Here is a 16,816-nt window from a genome sequence, read left to right as displayed (position 1 = left end):
GAGGCTCCGCCGGGCACCCCCTGCGGTCAGAAGAGCCTCAGGTTTCCGACATAGACCTTGCCACCGATCGCGACCGGTTTGCTCTCGCTCGTGATCTCCCAGACTTCACCGTCGCTGCTCCACACTTCGAGTGAGTGACCCGAACGGACCGAGTCGGTGCCGACGGCGATCCGGCTACCGTCGGTGCCGAGTTCGGTGCCTTTCGCTACGAGGCCGGAGATCACATACTCACCGGTATAGGCGTCGACCACACGGCCCGATTCCGAGGTGAGAATCAGGCTTCCGGTGCCGCGCAACAGGAGTCGCTCGGAACTGTCACCGGCGCCGAATGACTCGTTCTGCCACAAGACGGTCCCGTTGCGCGGGCTGATCCCCGCGTAGGTCGTCCGATTACCCTGTGTCCGAATGGCGGTGGGCACCGAAGTCTCCGCCGGCCCCGGCCCGACCAGCCTGGTCGGGCGCTCGCTCGGCCGCCAGCCCTTCGGTAGATCCGCTGTCTTGGTGCCGTTCCGATCGTAGATCCCGGCCGGTGACCGGCCGTCGGCGACGACGAATCCGTCGATGAAGACGTTCCAGTCCTTGTCACCGATCTCTTCGACGGAGTCGCGCCGGAACACCTCGTTGCCGTCTTCGAGCCGGATCACGCGAAACTCCCACTTCGACAAGGGTTCCGAGGGGTCTGGTGCGGACTTGACCACGGCCAGCCGGACCGAGCCGAAGACTTCGATCGAATGGCGCGGTTGCGTCGACCCCGACCGCGGGTAGGCATCGGCCCAGCGGATCGCCGGAAGTTCCCGGCCGTCCGCACCGATCGTCCGCAGTGACGGCAGTTGATCCTGAACCGTCCGGTCCACGAAGACGAAACGCCCACCCGCGGCGGTCAGGCTGTCGATTTGCCCCACAGCGGGAAAGGTGTCGATTATCCGGCTCGCCTCGAGGTCGATGACCACCACAGCATCGGAGGGTGCCGACGAGCCGTCGAGGTGACAGGCCGCTGCCGAATGACTTGCGCTGACGACACAGCGGCTGAGGCTGCGTTGGCTCGTGTCCACCAGGATGGGCTCGGTGCCGGCCCGGAGCCGACCGGTGTTCGCGTCGACGATGTCGAGGTACTTGATGCGGTTCGCGTCGGCTAGGCGGACTCTGCGGCTGAAGATGACGACGTCGGAATCTCCGCCGAGCGCTGACGCGCCGTCCGACTGGGAGCCGGGAGGGCCAGGAATATCCTGCAACGTCCAGATCGCGGTATCGGGCCGCTTGTCGAGCGACGGCAGAATCGGCGTCACGGGTCGACGGGGCAACCGCGCGGCTTCCTCCGCTCCCGCGTCGTGCATGAATGCCCGGACGCCGAGCAAGCCGACGACAACCAGCGCCACCGTGACCACCATCGCTCCGATAAGGCGAGGCATGCTGCGGCGCGGCATCGGCGGGGCGGGATGCTGCGGTCCACGGCTGACCGGGGCCGAGCGGACGACGGTTTCCGCGTAGCGGTCGGCCACCGCCGCGGTGGGCGTCGCCGTTCCGGCTGACGATTGCCGGTGCGTCCCGGACACGGCCAGGGCGTGACCGAGCGCGGTCGCGAAATCCTTGCTGGTGGGAAAGCGATGCACCGGACTCTTCGCCATCGCCCGTTCGATCACCGAATCGACGTGCGGCGCGAGATCGGGCCGATGCGCTCGCACGCTGGGGACGGGCTGTTGGGCATGAGCCATGATCACCGCGACCGGGTTGGCGCCGGTGAACGGCTGCGCACCGGTGAGAAGATGAAAGGCGGTGGCGGCCAGTGAGTACTGGTCGGATCGCGGCTCGACGGGCAGTCCCTGCATCTGTTCAGGGGAGGCGTACGCGATGGTGCCGATGGTCAGGCCGGTTCCGGTGAGGTCGGAGGTCTCCGGTCCCATTCGTGCGATCCCGAAGTCGGTGAGCAGGTAGTGGCCGGTGCTGGCGAGCAGGATGTTGGCGGGTTTGACGTCTCGATGGACCAACCCGCGAGCACCCGCGTAGTCGAGCGCATCGGCGACCTCCATGATCGCGCGAGCCACGTCGGTGCCGGGCAACCCGCCCGGCGAGCAGGCGAGCGACGCCGATAGATCGATGCCGTCGATCAGCTCCAACGCGATCCACAACCGCCCCTCGGATTCTCCACGGTCGTGGACGCTGACGATGCCGGGATGCGACAGGGATGCGGCGAGGTCGGCCTCGCGCTCGAAACGGCGTCGGTACGAGTCGTCGCGGGTGAACTGCGCGGCAAGCACTTTCACCGCGTCGGAACGGGGTAGCCGTGGATGCCGGGCGACGTAGACCTCGCCCATGCCGCCGACACCGAGAAGGCGTTCGATGGTGTATCCGGCGAACGCCGACCCCGGCTCCAATGCGGCCAACGTTCGATCCCTCCGATCCGCGATGGTGGGTCGATCACACCGCATCCCGGACTCATCGGCAACTCTGCGAATCGAGACTCGACGGCACCGCTGCGACCGAATCCGCACCTGCCGCAAGTGCTGCCACGACCGAAGTCCTCAGGCGTCCGGTCGGAACCGTTGGGGTGGATCGATGCTGAGCAACACCTGGCTGCGTCCGGGATTCGCCCGACCCACTTGACACCACTCCAGATGTAGCACTACGGTTCAATCACTTCACACAGAGTACTACGACTGACACGGTGAGGGATCGGCTTCTGCCCCCGCCGACGGCCCGGACTCCACCGGTTTCACGAAAGGCACGACCGATATGCGAAAGCAGCGCGGCACCTACCCGATTCGAAACAACCAGCAACGATCCGTGGCTCGACCCGTGCCTCCGCAGGCTGCCGCCACGGCCAAGAACGGATGGCCCCGGCACGGCAGACGTGGAGCGCGGTAGCGCCCGGCCGGAACAGTCCCTCGCACCCGGTGATCCGGGTTGGTGACACGAACTCGCATCCCGGGATTCCGGCAATGCCCGGTGGTGCCGTGAATATTTCGATGAGGCCGCAATCGGCCGGAAGGAATGCTCTGAAATATGCGTGACGTGAACATATGGAGTGAAGAGTTCGGCGCCGCGACGGATGCGCCGATCCTGTTGATCATGGGGTCGATGTCCCAGGGCATCCTGTGGCCGGACGAGTTCGTCGGCCGCCTTGTCGCCGGAGGCCGCCGGGTGATCCGATACGACCACCGCGACACCGGCATGTCGGACACGGTCGACTTCGCGGCGGAGCCGTACACGTGGGACGACATCAAGAACGACGTGTACCGCGTGATGGACGCCCACGGTCTGGACAGCGCGCACCTGGTAGGCCACTCGGCGGGCGGGCTGCTCGCCCAGTTCGTCGCCGTGGAGCGGCCGGAGCGGGTGCTCTCACTGACCGTCATCGGCTCCTCACCGCTCGGCGGCGGCGAAGGTCAGGTGATCATGCGGGCTCTGATGGGGCAGCCGCAACCCGAGGGGAGCCTGCCCGAGCCGGCACCTGAGTTCACGTCTTTCTACCGCGAACTGATCGCCACCCCACCGCCAGAGGACCGGCGCGCCCGGATCGACGGCATGATCGCCGAGCAGCGCCTGCTGCACGGCACCGGCCTGCCGTTCGACGAGGACGCGGCGCGTCGGCTACAGAAACGGATCTACGACCGGGCCCGCGACCTGTCCGCGGTGGCCAACCACCGGCTCGCGGCAGCGGCCGAGCCGGACTTCGAGCCGGTGGACGTACTGCACCAGGTGAAAGCGCCCACGCTGGTCATCGAGGGCAGCCACGAGCCGGCCAAGCCCGGCCACGGCGCGATCATCGCCGAGCAGATCCCGGGCGCCCGGCTGATGATCGTGGCGGGCATGGGCCACACGCTGCCGCTGGAAGTGCACGAGGAGTTGGCCGCCGCCATCCTCGCGCATACGACCGGGTGACGTCTGCCCGGCCTCCAGCCGGACCACTGCTGTGGCGGCAGGCGCTCGCTTCCTATTGCCACTGCGGGGATTTCGTGTTTGCGAGTCGCCGAGCAACGGGTCGAGGATGGCTACATGTCGCATGCCCCGATATCTCTGCGAGAACTCCCTCGGCTACGCAACCGCCACATCGCGCAGATCGGTGGGCTGATGCGCCCCGGCACGCACCGTTCCCCCTTGCTGGAAATGGGCGAACGGTTCGTGGTCTCGCCGCCAGGGTTTCCGACCATGCTGGTCACCTACAACATGGACGATGTGCGAGAACTGTTCGCCAACCATGACGACTTCTCGGTCGGGCAGGTTTTGAGCCGCTTCTCCAGCCACGACATGATGTTCGGCAAACAGACGTTGATCTTCCTCGACGGTGACGAACACCGCCGCGAGCGCAAGCTGTTCGCGCCGCCGTTCCAGAGCAAGGCCCTCCGGTCCTACGAAGATCTCATGGTGGAGGTGGTTCAGCGCGAACTGCCGAACTGGCCTGTCGCTGAACCGTTCGAGTTCCTGAAGGTCGGCTACGACCTGGCCATCGGCGTGCTGCTCGGCGTCGTCTTCGGCGAGGTGGCCGCGCCCCGCAAGGACCGGCTGAAACAGGCGGTGAGCCGGTGGTTCGGGGAAATCGAGAGCCGCGGTTTTCTCGCCGTCACCTTGCTCACCCCGCTGGTCGGTGGCTACACACTGCCCTACCCGCCGCTCAGCCGCCGCCAGTCCGAGGTGGACGCCATCATCATCGAGGAAATCGCCGCGCGCCGGACCACGCCCGGCGACGGCGACGGCCGGAAAGATGTGCTGTCCCGGTATGTCGGCACCGAATTGGATCAGCACGACGACGCCGCATTAGCCCGCAACATGCGTGGCATCCTGCTGGGAGCCTACGAGACCACCGCGATCACGCTCGGCTGGATCGCCGCCATGCTGGCCGTCCACCCGGCAGCCAGGGCCGAGCTCGACGCGGCGGTCGACGCGGGCGACGGTGCCAGGCTCGACACATACCTCGACGCCGTGGTCGCCGAAACGATGCGGGTCCGCCCGGTGTCACCGTTCACCGGGCGGCGAGCACTGCGCGACACCGTGGTCAACGGTGTCCGCGTCCCCAAGGGCGCCATCGTCATAGTCCCGATCCTTCTCATTCACGAATCACCGCGGCATCACCCGGACCCGATGGTCTTCCGCCCCGAACGCTTCCTCGGCGAGCCACCGAACGGCCGCACCTGGCTGACCTTCGGCGCCGGCGCGCATCGCTGTCTGGGTGCCCAATTCGCCCTGGCGGAAGCGCGCATCCTCTTCCGCACCATCCTCGAGCATCGCCGCATCGGTGCAGCCACCGGCCCCGTCGAACCCCCACGGCGCTATCACACCGGCCTCAGCCCCGCCCACAACGCCCGGATCACCCTGCTTCCACGCTGAACGAGATCCGCACCGCGGCAAGTTGATTCGCCGTCGCTGGACATCCCAAGCGCCCCATCGGACAGCGGATCTCATCTGCATGCGGCATGAGGAGATGTTGCGGGAGCGGAGCGGTTGCCGACTGCCCCCGCCGGTCTGCCGAGTCAGTTCCGTTTCAGGGTGCCGACACTCAGCGATCCGCTCGCAGCGGTCCGCAGCTTCTTCTCTGCCGCGCGGACATAGCTGACGGGATCCTTGTCGACGGATTGGACGCCGGCGTAGTTCCGCGCCTCGTAAGCGGCGAAGGCGACGGCCAGCTGATGGCGGCGCGGCAGCCCGGCCAGGCGGCGGAAGTCAGTGAGGCCCTCGCGTTCTTCCTCGGCCATATGATCGCTGTTGGCCGAGTTCGCTGCCGCGACGGCGACGTACCAGTTATCGGTGCCGACCTGATGACGCGCCACTTCGGCGATCGCGTCCCTGATCTCGTTGTGGTCGTGGATCGCGTCGAGCGTCTCGTCTTCCACCCCGCCCGCGCGCCGGGCCGCGATACCCACCTGCAGCAGCGCGGGGTAGAAGTGCTCATGGTGGTCATCGAGGATCAGCTCGGTAATGTCCACAATTCCTCCCTGATACCGCACTTCAGGTCAGCGCTGAACGCCAGGGCAGACTGTCTCTCGGGGCAGCTGGCATGTCCTTCAGGTAGCCGACGATAACGCATCGCCGAGCCGCCCCGTTGCTGACGCACCGCTCAGCCACCCTGCTGCCCACGTCCGCTTCACCGTCCAGGAGCCGAGCACCCAGCGGGATTTCTACCGGTCCGGGCACGGGTGGCCGATCATGCGGAATCGGCTAGAGGCGTGTAGCAGTCCGGACGAGGTCGGCGACAGCTTTGGATCGGCTGTGCGGTGGCCACGCGATTACCGTTGTGACGGCCGGCGCGTCCAGTACCGGCACGGCGGCGTGGTCGCGGCGCAGATGGGCTCGGACCGACTCCGGCAGGATCGCCGAAGCCCGTCCGAGCGCGATCAGCTGGAGCAGTTGGGTATGGTCGCGAACCTGCGGACCGGGGCCGTCCGGGTATGTACCGTCTCGTCGGGGCCAGCGCGGCAGCGGTAGGCCGGGCAGCTCGGCGACCTCGGCCATCCGCACGTGCGTCCGGTCGGCGAGGGGATGCCCGGCCGGCAGGAGCACGACCTGTTCCTCGGTGTGCAGCTCCTCGATGTCGAATCCGGCCATCGCGTCGAACGGCCGGTGCAACAACGCCACGTCGGCGCGTCCGTCGCGTAGTAGTCGTTCCTGCTCGCCGATCCCGCACAGGAGCACCTCGACGGTGACCGAGCCGGGCTCGGCGGCGTAGGCGTCGAGGAGTTTGGACAGCAGTTCGATGGACGCTCCGGCCTTCGTGGCCAGGACCACTCCAGCGCGGCCGGTGGCGGCGAGGGCAGCGCGGCGGGTGCGTCGCTCAGCGGCCTCGACCGCGTCCAGCGCCGCCCTGGCCTCCCCCAGGAGCACCAACCCGGCCTCGGTCAGGGTGACGGCGCGACTGGTGCGTTGCAGCAGGACCACCCCGAGCCGCCGTTCGAGTTGCCCGATCGCCCGGGACAGTGGGGGCTGCGCGATCCCGAGCCGCTGCGCCGCCCGCCCGAAGTGCAGCTCCTCAGCGACGGTGACGAAGTATCGCAGCTCCCGCGTCTCCACGATCCTCAGCGTATCCGGCGCCCACCGGGATCGATACCCGAGCGGTATCGCTGTCCACCCAGTCGGTCTTGGACGCCTCGCCGGACTCCGAACAGGATCGACCCTATGAGTGAACAGACGATCGCGCTGGTGACCGGCGCGAACAAGGGCATCGGGTACCAGATCGCGGCCGGCTTGGGCGCCCTCGGTTGGAGTGTCGGTGTCGGCGCCCGGGATGAACAGCGCCGTGAAGCCGCTGTGCAGAAGCTGCGAGCGGCCGGTGCCGACGCCTTCGGCGTGCCGCTCGACGTGACCGACGACGCGAGCGTGGCCGCCGCCGCCGAGCTGATCGAGGACCGCATCGGACGCCTCGACGTGCTCGTCAACAACGCTGGGATAACCGGCGGCATGCCACAGACGCCCACCGCCGTCGACCCCGCTACAGTGCGGGCCGCCGTGGAAACCAACGTGATCGGCGTCATCCGCGTGACCAACGCGGTGCTACCGCTGCTGCGGCGCTCGGCATCACCACGCATCGTGAACATGTCCAGCACGGTCGGCTCCCTTACTCTGCAGACCACTCCCGGTACCGAGACGGGCCCGATTTCCGCTGCGTACACGGCGTCGAAGACGTTCCTGAACGCCGTCACTGTCCAATACGTCAAGGAGCTGCGCGACACCGACATCCTCATCAACGCAGCCTGCCCCGGCTTCACCGCAACCGACCTCAACGGTTTTCGTGGCGTCCGCACACCGGAGCAAGGCGCGGCAATCGCAATCAAGCTCGCGACGCTGCCCGACGGAGGACCGACCGGCGGGTTCTTCGATGACGCAGGGGTAGTGCCGTGGTGACATGCTCGGCGCGCGGGTTCGCCGATCAGGGGCAGCCGCAGTCCTTCGAGTCGGCGCGCGGTGGCCGCTGGTCGTTGGGGTTGTCCGGGTCGGGGTCACCGAACCACCGTGAGGGCTTGTGCTCGCCGTATGTGTCGTGCCAGTCCCACCACTCGTAGGGTGGGGTCTGGGGGTAATCCTCCGGCGAGTCCTCCCACTGCTCCTGGCGTCCCAGCGCGGTCATGTCGAGGAAGCTCCACGTGGTCCCCAGCGCCTCGTCGCCGCGATTGTTGATGAAGTAGGTGCGGAACACGCGGTCGCCGTCGTGGATGAATGCGTTCGTGCCGTGCCATTCGTCCACGCCGAAGTCGGCATCGAAGTCGTCGGTGATGGTGTACCACGGCATCTTCCAGCCCATCCGCGCCTTCACGCGGTCGATGTCGGGCTGCGGCGCACGGGAGGCGAATACGAGTGTGGTGTCGCGAGCGTTCAGGTGGGCGAGGTCGGCGACATGATCGGCCATCATGGAGCAGCCACGGCAGGCATGGTGGGGCCAGCCGCCCACGCCGGGCTCGAAGAAGGCGCGATAGAGGATCAGCTGACGTCGGCCGTGAAACAGGTCGAGCAGCGTTGCTTTGCCCTCGGGTCCCTCGAACACGTACTCCTTGTCCACGGCCAGCCATGGCATTCGTCGTCGCCAGGCGGCCAGCGCGTCGCGGGCTCGGGTCACCTCCTTCTCCTTCACCAGCAGCTGCTGCCACGCTGCCTCCCACTCCTGTGGCGAGACGATCGGCGGTGTGCTCATTGCGCATGTCCTTTCTTCGGTTCAGGTGATTCAGGCCAGTGGTGATATGCCTGCGGCGGTGAGCGTGTTCGCGTAGTGGACGGGGTGTTCAGCGGTCGCGATCTCGAGAACCGCGTCGCCCACCTGCTCCGGGGTGAGAGGAGGTCCCAAGGCCCGCACGAACGTGTCGACATCGACACCTTGCCGCTCGGCGTAGGCAGCGACTGCCGCTGCCCCCAGGTCGGTGGCGGGCGTCAACTGAGGGAGAACGGACACGAACCTGATTCCCAGCTCGGCCCGTTCCGACTCGACGGCGGCATAGCTCGTGATGAGCTTGACAGTGCCCTTCGCCCCTGCGTAACCGCCGCTGAGCGGCGATCCGTTGATCGCCGCCCCGCTGGAGATCGTGATCACCGAGCTACCCGGCGCCAGCGGGCGCCGCAGCGCTTCGCGGATCCAATAGAACGCCTGCGCGACGTCGACATTCCAGTTTTGGCTGAAGGTTTCCCAGGTTTGGTCCTGTAAAGCGCTCATGCGCGGAGCGGCTCCCGCGCAGAGGACCACCGTGTGCGGTCGATGCTCGTCGAGGAGTCGGCCCGCCGTCGCGGCATCGGCGGCGTCGGCGCTGACCGCGGTGAAGGTGCCGCCGAGTTCCTCGCGCACCGCATCCAGATGCGCGCCGACCCGGGCGACGCCGACGACATGGGCGCCCGCGGCCGACAGCGCCCGGGCGATGCCGCGGCCGAATCCACGGCTGGCTCCGGTCACGATCGACGTCGTGCCGCCGAGGGCGCCGGAGTGGGTTGTCTGGTTCATGGTCGTATTCGCTTTCGTCGGGGATGTGGCTCGTACTGATTCAGATACGTCGCGCCGCGGCGATTCATCGGTGCGGCGCCGCTGTCATTCGCGGCGAGCTGACCGATGAATTTCGGTTGCCGGACGTATCTGTACTGGTATGGGGCTCGCGTCCCCGTCACGTCGAGACTTAGGAGTACGGCTGTGCCGGTCCAGGAAGATTTCATCGAGCATGCGGCGCCGTTTCGCGCCGAATTGATCGCCCACTGCTACCGCATGCTCGGTTCGGTGCACGACGCCGAGGATCTCGTCCAGGAGACCTACCTGCGCGGCTGGCGCGGCTATCCGGCGTTCGAGGAGCGCGCGGCGCTGCGGACCTGGCTGTACCGCATCGCGACCACCGCGTGCCTGCGCGCGCTGGAGAATCGCGCCCGCCGGGTGTTACCGGCTGGACTCGGCGCCGGCTCGGTCGACCCCGATACGGGTCTCGACAGCGACACCGGCGCTCACCAATGGCTGGAGCCGCTGCCCGACGCGTTGACACCGGAAACCACAGTCGTCGCCAAGGAAAGCGTCCGGCTGGCCGTGATGACGGCCATGCAGGAGTTGCCCGCACGCCAGCGAGCTGTGTTGATCCTGCGCGACGTCGTCCAGTTCAGCGCCGCCGAAGTCGCGGAACTCCTCGAAACCACGCCATCCGCGGTCAACAGCGCACTCCAGCGGGCACGCGCCCGGCTCGCCGAGGTCGCTCCCGCCGACGACCGTGTGACCGAACCGGAGGACGTCCAACGCCGTGCCTTGCTCGACCGCTATTGCGCGGCATTCGAGAAAGCCGACCTCGCAGCTCTCACCGAGCTATTGACCGCCGACGTCAGGCTCGAAATGCCCCCGGTGCCAGTATGGTTCACCGGGCGCGATGCGGTGACCCGGTTTCTTGCCAAGCGTGCTTTCGCGAAGCCCGGCGATCTCCTGCTGGTCCCGACGGCCGCGAACGGACAGCCCGCCGTCGCCGAATACCGTCGTGGCGCCAACGGCATCCTGGAAGCCCACTCGATACACGTCATCACCACCGGCCACGGCGCGGTTGCGGCCATCACCGTTTTTCTTCAACCAACTCTGTTCGCCGCGTTCGGCATGCCATTGACCCGGTAGGACCTTCGTGCCCGGACGATCAAAGAAGGCGCGTGATCGGCCGCCGAGCCATACCCCAGAACAGAGCGTTGAGCGCATGGACGACAGGACGGGCATGCAGGTGCCGGGCGACTGACAACGGCGGTCACACTCCCCATGCCGGGAATCGCATGGTCGTCAACTCCCCGATCAGCGCGGGTCCGCATGTACGGTCGCCGAGGCGAGGCCGAAGATGGAGTTGTCGGCGCTGTGGGCGGTCAGCGATATCACGGCCTGCCGGGTGGCCGGATCGACGGATCGGACCGCGCCGTCGAAAGTGATTTCGGCGGGGCGATGGGCGGCGATGAGAACCGGTCTGGCGAACTGTACGTAGTAGTTGACGACGCTGTCCGGGACACCGAGCCATTGGGTCAAGCAGGCCGCGCCGAGTCCCATCGTCAGCATCCCATGGGCAGCGACCGCGTCCAGGCCGGCATGCCGGGCGGCGGCGTCGTGCCAGTGGATGGGGTTGATGTCGCCGGAGACACCAGCGTAGTGAACGAGTTCGCCACGGGAGAGCCTGATCGTGCGAGGCGGGAAGCGCTGTCCGACTGCGAGCTTCGCAGCGGCGGTGTACTGGTCGAGCCGTGTCGGGGGTGGGTCGGTGATCGTCTGTGCAAGCGCAGCCCGTGATGGCGTCGGGACGCGTTCGAGCAGGTCGAGCATGGCGAGCGCTTCCACGGTCGGCGAGGTGTCGTGGTGGCGACCGGCGAGCGTGGTGTGCACGGTCTGCACCACGGCATCCGTGTGATCGCGGATGGTCATGGTGACGGCGATCAGGTCGCCGCCCGGCGTGGGGCGGCGGGAGTCCACGGTGATCTCGTGTGTCAGCCGGTTGCCGGCGGTCACCGGGCGATGGCAGTGGATGTCCTGTTCTACGTGGAGCAGATGCGCTGGATCGTATCCGTTGAGGGCGGCGCGCATCAGCGCCCGTTGCGTGAGCGAGCCGACCGCGGAGGCGAAGGTGACCGGAGTGAGCAGACCGGAGTGGCCGAGCTCGCGGGCCGCGCCGTCGTCCCAGTGGGCGGGATGGAAGTCCTGGACAGCGCGGGCGAAGTCGCGAATCTTCTCCCGGCCGACCTCGTAGTGGTCGGCGGCGGTGTATCGACGGCCGACGGTGGGGTGCGGGTGCATGGCGCGGGTACCTCGGGTCACCGGGATGTCCGCGCGGCGAAGACCCGTTGCCCGTGCGCGGCCAACGGCTGCTCCGGACCGGGCAGCACCAGCCAGGCAGGCAGATCCGCCGCGACGAGTTCGGCCCGCCATTGGGACTCCGTCAAGAAGATGCGGTCGGTCCCCGCACGCACATCGTCGTGGCCGGGTCGGACGCCGCCGGGGCGGGGGGACATCAGAAAGTGCATGGAGGTCAGCAACTGGAAGTGTTCGCGGCAGGACTCGATGACGACGAGCTGGCCACCCGGGCGCAGCAGTTCGCGCAGCCGCCGCAGCGCGACGCCGCAGTGGTGGGCATTGTGCAGCACATTCGCGGCCAGGATGATGTCGACCGACTGTGGCGGCGGCAGTTCGGCATTCAGGTCGACCAGGTCGAACCGCAGCCAGGGGTAATGCGAGAAGCGGGTTCGGGCGGCGTCGAGGAAGAACGACGACACATCGGTGAAGTGATATTCGACGGGCAGACCGTCGAGCATCGGCAGCAGGTCGGCGGTGGTGCCGCCCACGCCCGCGCCCAGTTCCAGGATGCGCACGGGATGACGGTCGAGGGCCAGTGCGTCCACCGCGCGGGTGACGATCGCACCGGCGGCGGCGTTCAGGTACCGGTTGACCGGATTGTCCCGGTATGCGGCCTCGGCGGTGAGCAGGTCCCCATCCGGGAACAGCAGTTCCTGAGCGAGCACCTTGTCCTGTAACAGCTCGAGGGCTTGCCGGTTGGCGGCCGTGAAGAAACGCGCGAGCTGTGCGGAGAACCCGAGGTCGGCGCAGACCTGGTCGAGATCGGCGCGAACCGGTGTGGTAGCCGCCTGCAGAGATGAAAATCCTTGATATGAGTCATATTTCAGCAATCCGCGCGCGGTGAGCAGGCCGAGCCAGCGACGCAGCAGCCAGCGATGCCGCGGCGCGACCTCGAGCGTGGACACGAGGTCGTCCTCGGTACGCGCCGCACCACCGGACAAAGCCCGTCCCAGCGCCGCGGCCATGGCCCGCAACCCGAACAGATCGAGGTCATCGCGCGCCGACAGACACTGCCGCGCATCGAAATCCGCGACGGCGTTCGAGGCGCGTGCGGTTATATCGAGCGTCTCGTCGGTGGTCATCGCGCCCCGTCCAGCGGCGGGATGTTGTGATTGCAGCGGAACAGGTTGTCGGGATCATAGGCGGCCTTGAGCCGTTGCAGCCGCGGGTAGGAATCGGGATGGTAGGCGCGGCGTACCCGTTCCGCGGACGCGGTGTCGTCGAGGATGCCGATATAGGGCCCGCCCGCGGAACAGCCCTGGAGCGCGGCCACGACCTCGGCGATCCATCGGCGTGACGGATCCAGGTCGGTTCCGGCGGGTCCGCCGGAGAACATAACGGCATGGTAGGCGGCGTCGTGGTAGCCGAAGGCGGTCGCGCCCACCGGCACGCGCCGCAGCGCGCCGCCGAGCTGATGGACCGAGACGAGCGAATACGGGGTGGGCATCCGCCCCGCGAGGTCGATGAGTGCGTCGATCGCGTCGTCATCGAACGCGCGCAGCCATTCGGTGCCGGTGGCAGTGCCGTGGCCTTCGTGGAAAGCCTGCTCGGTATTGCGTTGCAATTCAGGGTATTCCAGGGGCCGGATGAGGTCGAGCTCGGGTTCGCCCAGACGCTTCAGCCTCGCCAATTCCGTTCGAGCACGATCACGGGGCCCGAAATAGGCGACGGTGACCGCCGCCATCGGCGGCCCCTCGGGTGCGGTGGGGGGCCAGTGCAGCAGGGTGGCGCGCAGCGCCAACTCGTCCGGGGAATCGGCACAGAGTTCACGGAACTCGCGGAAGACTCTGCGCCCCTCCTCGAGCCGGAACAACAGTGTGCCCGCGTGCAGCGAGCCGATCGGATGCAGCTCGAACTCCAGGGCCACAACGATCCCGAAATTGCCGCCGCCGCCACGCAACGCCCACAGCAGGTCGGGGTGATGGTCGGGGGTGGCGTGCACCAGCCGGCCGTCGGCCAGGACGACCTGCGCGGAACGCACACTGTCGCAGGTGAATCCGGCCATACGCTGCAACCAGCCGCTGCCGCCGCACAGGGTGGACCCGATCACGCCGACGGTCGACACGTCCGCTCCGGTCACGGCCAGACCGTGCCGGTGACAGGCACGGTCGAATTCGGCCCAGGTGACTCCCGCTCCGACGGTGGCGCGGCGGGCGATCGGGTCTACGGTGATCGTCCGCAGTCCCGACAGATCGAGCAGCAGGGAGCCGTCGGCCGCCGCATGCCGCGCGACTTCGTGTCCGCCGCCGCGCACCGATACGGCCAGCCGGTGCCGCTGCGCCGTCGTGACGGCGGCCCGCACATCGGGGACCCGGGCGCACTGCACGACGGCCACCGGACGCTGGTCGACGGCCGTATTCCAGCGCCGCCGTGCCCGGTCGTAGCCCGGATCGCCCGGTGCCAGGACGGCGCCCCGGCAGGCCGTGCGCAGGTCGGTGAGGTAGTCGGTGGTCGGTCGTGTGGTGGTCATACGGCGGCGAACTCCTCGGAGACGACGATGGGAGGGTGTGCCGTGGCGGACAGCAGTTCGAGATAGTCGGTCAGGACCTCCGGCATCCGGCGGCGCAGGTAGCGGGTGAACGGGTCGTTGCAGGCGGCGTGCGGCGGGTCGGCGCGTACGGCCTCCAGGTCCGTCTGATGTTCGGGGCGGCCGACCGCGAGGTACCGGCTGTCTGCCGAGTCGAGCAGGACCGCGCACTCCGGCGGCAGTGCGGCCGCGAGCACAGCCGGCGTGACGGCATCCGTGGCGTCGCGATCGAACAGCGCGTTCGGGATACCGGCGACCACGGTCGCGTCCCGGCGTACGGTGTCGGCGAGCGCGGCAAGCCGTTCGGTGGTGCCGCGAGCGGGCAGATCACGCCACGGAACGACGCGGCTCGGGCCGGGTGCGGGCGCGTCGACGGTCAGCACGACGTCATAGCGGTAGCGGGTCAGCTCGGTGTCGGCTCGCATCGGCTTGGCGTAGCAGGCGACCCGCACCGACCGGGGATGCCGCCGCGCGATGTGGGCGAAGACTCGGGGATCGCACAGGAGTTCTTCGTCGGTGTCCATCCGGGCGGCCGCCCGTCGGGCCAGATCGTCGGCGTTGAGCCCCGGAGTGCGTGCCTGTTCCAACCAGTGGGCGAAATCCTGTGCGTTGGCGAGGTTGCGGATATCTCCGACGACGACGGTGCCGCCCGGTGCGACCATGTCGAGTGCGTCATCGAGTACGGCGGTGAGATAGCGCTCGTCCGGAAAGCACTGCGTCACGCTGTTGAGCACCACGCAGTCCGGTCGCCCGGCCGGGTCGAGTGCGCGCAACGCCGCCGTCACCCGGTCGCCGGCGAGTTCGTGCGCGGCGGCCCGCAGTACCGCCACCGTCGGAAGTCGGCGTGCGCGCAGTCTTTCCACTACGGGTTCGGCCGGATCGACCCCGAGGTAGCCGCGTGTCGACGAGTGCAGGCGGTGAACGAGGAGTCCACTGCCGCAGCCGATTTCCAGCACGGTTCCGGGGCGTCCGCGCCGCACCAGGCCGACAGCATGGTCGATCCACTCCAGCATGTGCTCGCGGGGGAACGCCGCACCGGTGTCGGAGGCGCGCCAACCGGACAGGTCGAGATCATCGCCGTGGCGCAGTTCGTCCGATGAGTACACGTACTCATATACGTGTCGCCAGTGCTCGAGGTACTCGGTGAGCAGCTCCCCGGGAACGGGCCGCACCGTGACGGCCGCGGCGGCCGGCCGCACTACGATCACGTCGCGGCGCTCGTCCCGCCGTGCCGAGTCCACCCACGGGTGCCGATCGAGCATGGACACCAGCTGATCGGTCACGGGTTCCGCGCCTCCGATATCGCGGCGAGTTCGGCCGCGGCGAACATGCGGTACACGCGTTCCGGGTCGTTGGCCGCGTGTGCTCGTCCGCCGTGCACATCACGCCAGAAACGCTGAACGGTATTGTCCGCCCGCAGTGCGCGACCGCCGGAGTTCTCGAACAGCCGGTCCATGGCGGCCACGGCGCGTTCGGTGCCGCGGACCTGGTCGCGACGCAGCCTCAACCGATCGCCCGGTCCGATGGGTTTCTCGGCCTCCGCCAGCGCGTACAGTTCATCGATATTGTGCGTGAGCTGCCGCCACGCGGCGTCGATCTCGGTGGCGGCCAGGGCGATCCGCTCCAGTGTGGCCGGATCGTGGCGGAACGCGTCGCCGCTGTAGCCGGTGTCTTTGCGGGCGTCGCCGGGCAGGGCCGCGCGCACCCGGTCACGCTGCTGTTCGAGGTGTGCGCGGTAGCCGCCGCGCGCCATGCCGACGATGGCCGCGGTAATGGCGCTGGTGTGCAGGCAGCCGAACGGAATCCGGTACAGCGCGCCGTCGTTGACCTGCTGTCCGGGTGTGCGGCAGGCGGTCACCGCGTCGGCGCCGAGCACCCGGTGCGCGGGCACGAATACCTCCTCGACATGGATATCGTTGCTTCCGGTGCCGCGCAGGCCGATCGCCTGCCACACGTCGGTGACGGTGTAGTCGTCGGCGGGCACGAGGAAGGTGCACGAATCGACCGGTTCGCCGTCGACGACGACCTTCGCGCCCAGTAACGCCCAGCGGGCGTGGTCGCATCCGGAGGCGAACCCCCAGGTGCCGCTGAGCCGATAGCCGCCCTCGACGGGAACGGCGGTGCCGGTCATGGCGTACGAGGAGCAGATGAGGGTGTCGGTGTCGGCACCCCACACTTCGTCCTGGGCGCGACTGTCGAACAGCCCGATATTCCAGGGGGATACGCCGAGAACGGAGGCGACCCATCCGGTGGAGCCGCACGCCGAGGCCAGTTCGGCCACGGCCTTGTAGAAGACGGCGGGGTGCGCCTCGTATCCGCCGTAGCGCCGCGGGCGCAGCAGGCCGAAGAACCCTGTGGCGGTGAGTTCGGTGAGGGACTCCACCGGGATCCGCCGAGCGTGTTCGGTGTCCGGGGCACGTTTGCTCAGCGTCGGGAGCAGTTCACCGACCGCGGCGAGTACCGCGGTAGTGGCGTCGTCGGTCATTGCGTTGTCCTCCATAGCGGGTCGGGTGGTCCGGGAAGCGGGCGTCGGCCGCACC

14 protein-coding genes are annotated in these 16,816 nt (G+C 68.1%); 4 read left to right on the top strand and 10 right to left on the bottom strand.

All coding sequences use genetic code 11. The features are described from left to right. Window positions 1-26: 26 nt before the first annotated feature. A complete protein-coding gene (locus LTT66_RS31035) occupies window positions 27-2,381 on the bottom strand; it encodes a serine/threonine-protein kinase (protein WP_233062089.1) in 2,355 nt (784 codons plus the stop codon). A 628-nt stretch (window positions 2,382-3,009) separates the two neighbouring features. Here LTT66_RS31035 and LTT66_RS31030 point away from each other — a divergent pair. Further along, complete coding sequence (locus LTT66_RS31030; RefSeq protein WP_233062088.1) at window positions 3,010-3,879, top strand: alpha/beta hydrolase; 870 nt, start codon at window positions 3,010-3,012, stop codon at window positions 3,877-3,879. A gap of 114 nt (window positions 3,880-3,993) precedes the next feature. Next, window positions 3,994-5,322 carry a cytochrome P450 gene (locus LTT66_RS31025; protein WP_233062087.1) on the top strand — a complete coding sequence of 443 codons (1,329 nt, stop codon included), beginning with the start codon at window positions 3,994-3,996 and terminating at the stop codon, window positions 5,320-5,322. A gap of 143 nt (window positions 5,323-5,465) precedes the next feature. Here the strand turns inward: LTT66_RS31025 and LTT66_RS31020 are convergent, their stop codons facing one another. Both LTT66_RS31020 and LTT66_RS31015 read right to left on the bottom strand, forming a co-directional pair. Next, on the bottom strand, window positions 5,466-5,918 hold the full coding sequence (locus LTT66_RS31020; protein ID WP_233062086.1) for a cation-binding protein: 453 nt from the start codon (window positions 5,916-5,918) through the stop codon (window positions 5,466-5,468). A gap of 232 nt (window positions 5,919-6,150) precedes the next feature. Then, the gene (locus tag LTT66_RS31015) at window positions 6,151-6,999 is read right to left on the bottom strand and encodes a LysR family transcriptional regulator (protein ID WP_269821980.1); all 849 of its coding nucleotides are present in this window, start codon (window positions 6,997-6,999) and stop codon (window positions 6,151-6,153) included. 105 nt (window positions 7,000-7,104) lie between these two features. Here LTT66_RS31015 and LTT66_RS31005 point away from each other — a divergent pair, with 105 nt between their 5' ends. Then, window positions 7,105-7,830: an SDR family oxidoreductase gene (locus tag LTT66_RS31005; protein WP_233062085.1), complete on the top strand. Its 726-nt coding sequence runs from the start codon at window positions 7,105-7,107 to the stop codon at window positions 7,828-7,830. A gap of 25 nt (window positions 7,831-7,855) precedes the next feature. Here the strand turns inward: LTT66_RS31005 and LTT66_RS31000 are convergent, their stop codons facing one another. Next, complete coding sequence (locus tag LTT66_RS31000) at window positions 7,856-8,614, bottom strand: DUF899 domain-containing protein (protein ID WP_233062084.1); 759 nt, start codon at window positions 8,612-8,614, stop codon at window positions 7,856-7,858. A gap of 30 nt (window positions 8,615-8,644) precedes the next feature. Then, the gene (locus LTT66_RS30995; RefSeq protein ID WP_233062083.1) at window positions 8,645-9,409 is read right to left on the bottom strand and encodes an SDR family oxidoreductase; all 765 of its coding nucleotides are present in this window, start codon (window positions 9,407-9,409) and stop codon (window positions 8,645-8,647) included. A gap of 183 nt (window positions 9,410-9,592) precedes the next feature. On the opposite strand from LTT66_RS30995, the gene LTT66_RS30990 reads away from it, so the two are divergent. Beyond that, complete coding sequence (locus tag LTT66_RS30990; RefSeq protein WP_233062082.1) at window positions 9,593-10,540, top strand: sigma-70 family RNA polymerase sigma factor; 948 nt, start codon at window positions 9,593-9,595, stop codon at window positions 10,538-10,540. A 168-nt stretch (window positions 10,541-10,708) separates the two neighbouring features. Here the strand turns inward: LTT66_RS30990 and LTT66_RS30985 are convergent, their stop codons facing one another. From LTT66_RS30985 to hsaA, 5 genes are read right to left on the bottom strand one after another with little or no spacing between them, the layout of a single operon-like run. Further along, a complete protein-coding gene (locus LTT66_RS30985; RefSeq protein WP_233062081.1) occupies window positions 10,709-11,713 on the bottom strand; it encodes a fused (3R)-hydroxyacyl-ACP dehydratase subunits HadA/HadB in 1,005 nt (334 codons plus the stop codon). Then, window positions 11,710-12,831 carry a class I SAM-dependent methyltransferase gene (locus tag LTT66_RS30980; RefSeq protein ID WP_233062080.1) on the bottom strand — a complete coding sequence of 374 codons (1,122 nt, stop codon included), beginning with the start codon at window positions 12,829-12,831 and terminating at the stop codon, window positions 11,710-11,712. The genes LTT66_RS30985 and LTT66_RS30980 overlap by 4 nt, the downstream gene beginning before the upstream one ends. Beyond that, window positions 12,828-14,219, bottom strand: coding sequence for an FAD-binding oxidoreductase (locus LTT66_RS30975; protein ID WP_233062079.1), 1,392 nt, complete (start codon window positions 14,217-14,219; stop codon window positions 12,828-12,830). Before LTT66_RS30975 ends, LTT66_RS30980 begins: the two co-directional genes overlap by 4 nt. After that, entirely contained in the window at window positions 14,216-15,559 is a 1,344-nt protein-coding gene (locus tag LTT66_RS30970) for a class I SAM-dependent methyltransferase (RefSeq protein WP_233062078.1), read from the bottom strand. The genes LTT66_RS30975 and LTT66_RS30970 overlap by 4 nt, the downstream gene beginning before the upstream one ends. Beyond that, on the bottom strand, window positions 15,556-16,761 hold the full coding sequence (gene hsaA, locus LTT66_RS30965; protein ID WP_233062077.1) for a 3-hydroxy-9,10-secoandrosta-1,3,5(10)-triene-9,17-dione monooxygenase oxygenase subunit: 1,206 nt from the start codon (window positions 16,759-16,761) through the stop codon (window positions 15,556-15,558). The genes LTT66_RS30970 and hsaA overlap by 4 nt, the downstream gene beginning before the upstream one ends. Between the last annotated feature and the right edge of the window lie 55 nt (window positions 16,762-16,816).

The organism is Nocardia gipuzkoensis, from assembly GCF_021183645.1.
GTDB lineage: Bacteria > Actinomycetota > Actinomycetes > Mycobacteriales > Mycobacteriaceae > Nocardia > Nocardia abscessus.
The sequence above is the reverse complement of the archived record's forward strand: the minus strand, read 5'-3'. Positions and strand labels throughout refer to the sequence as shown.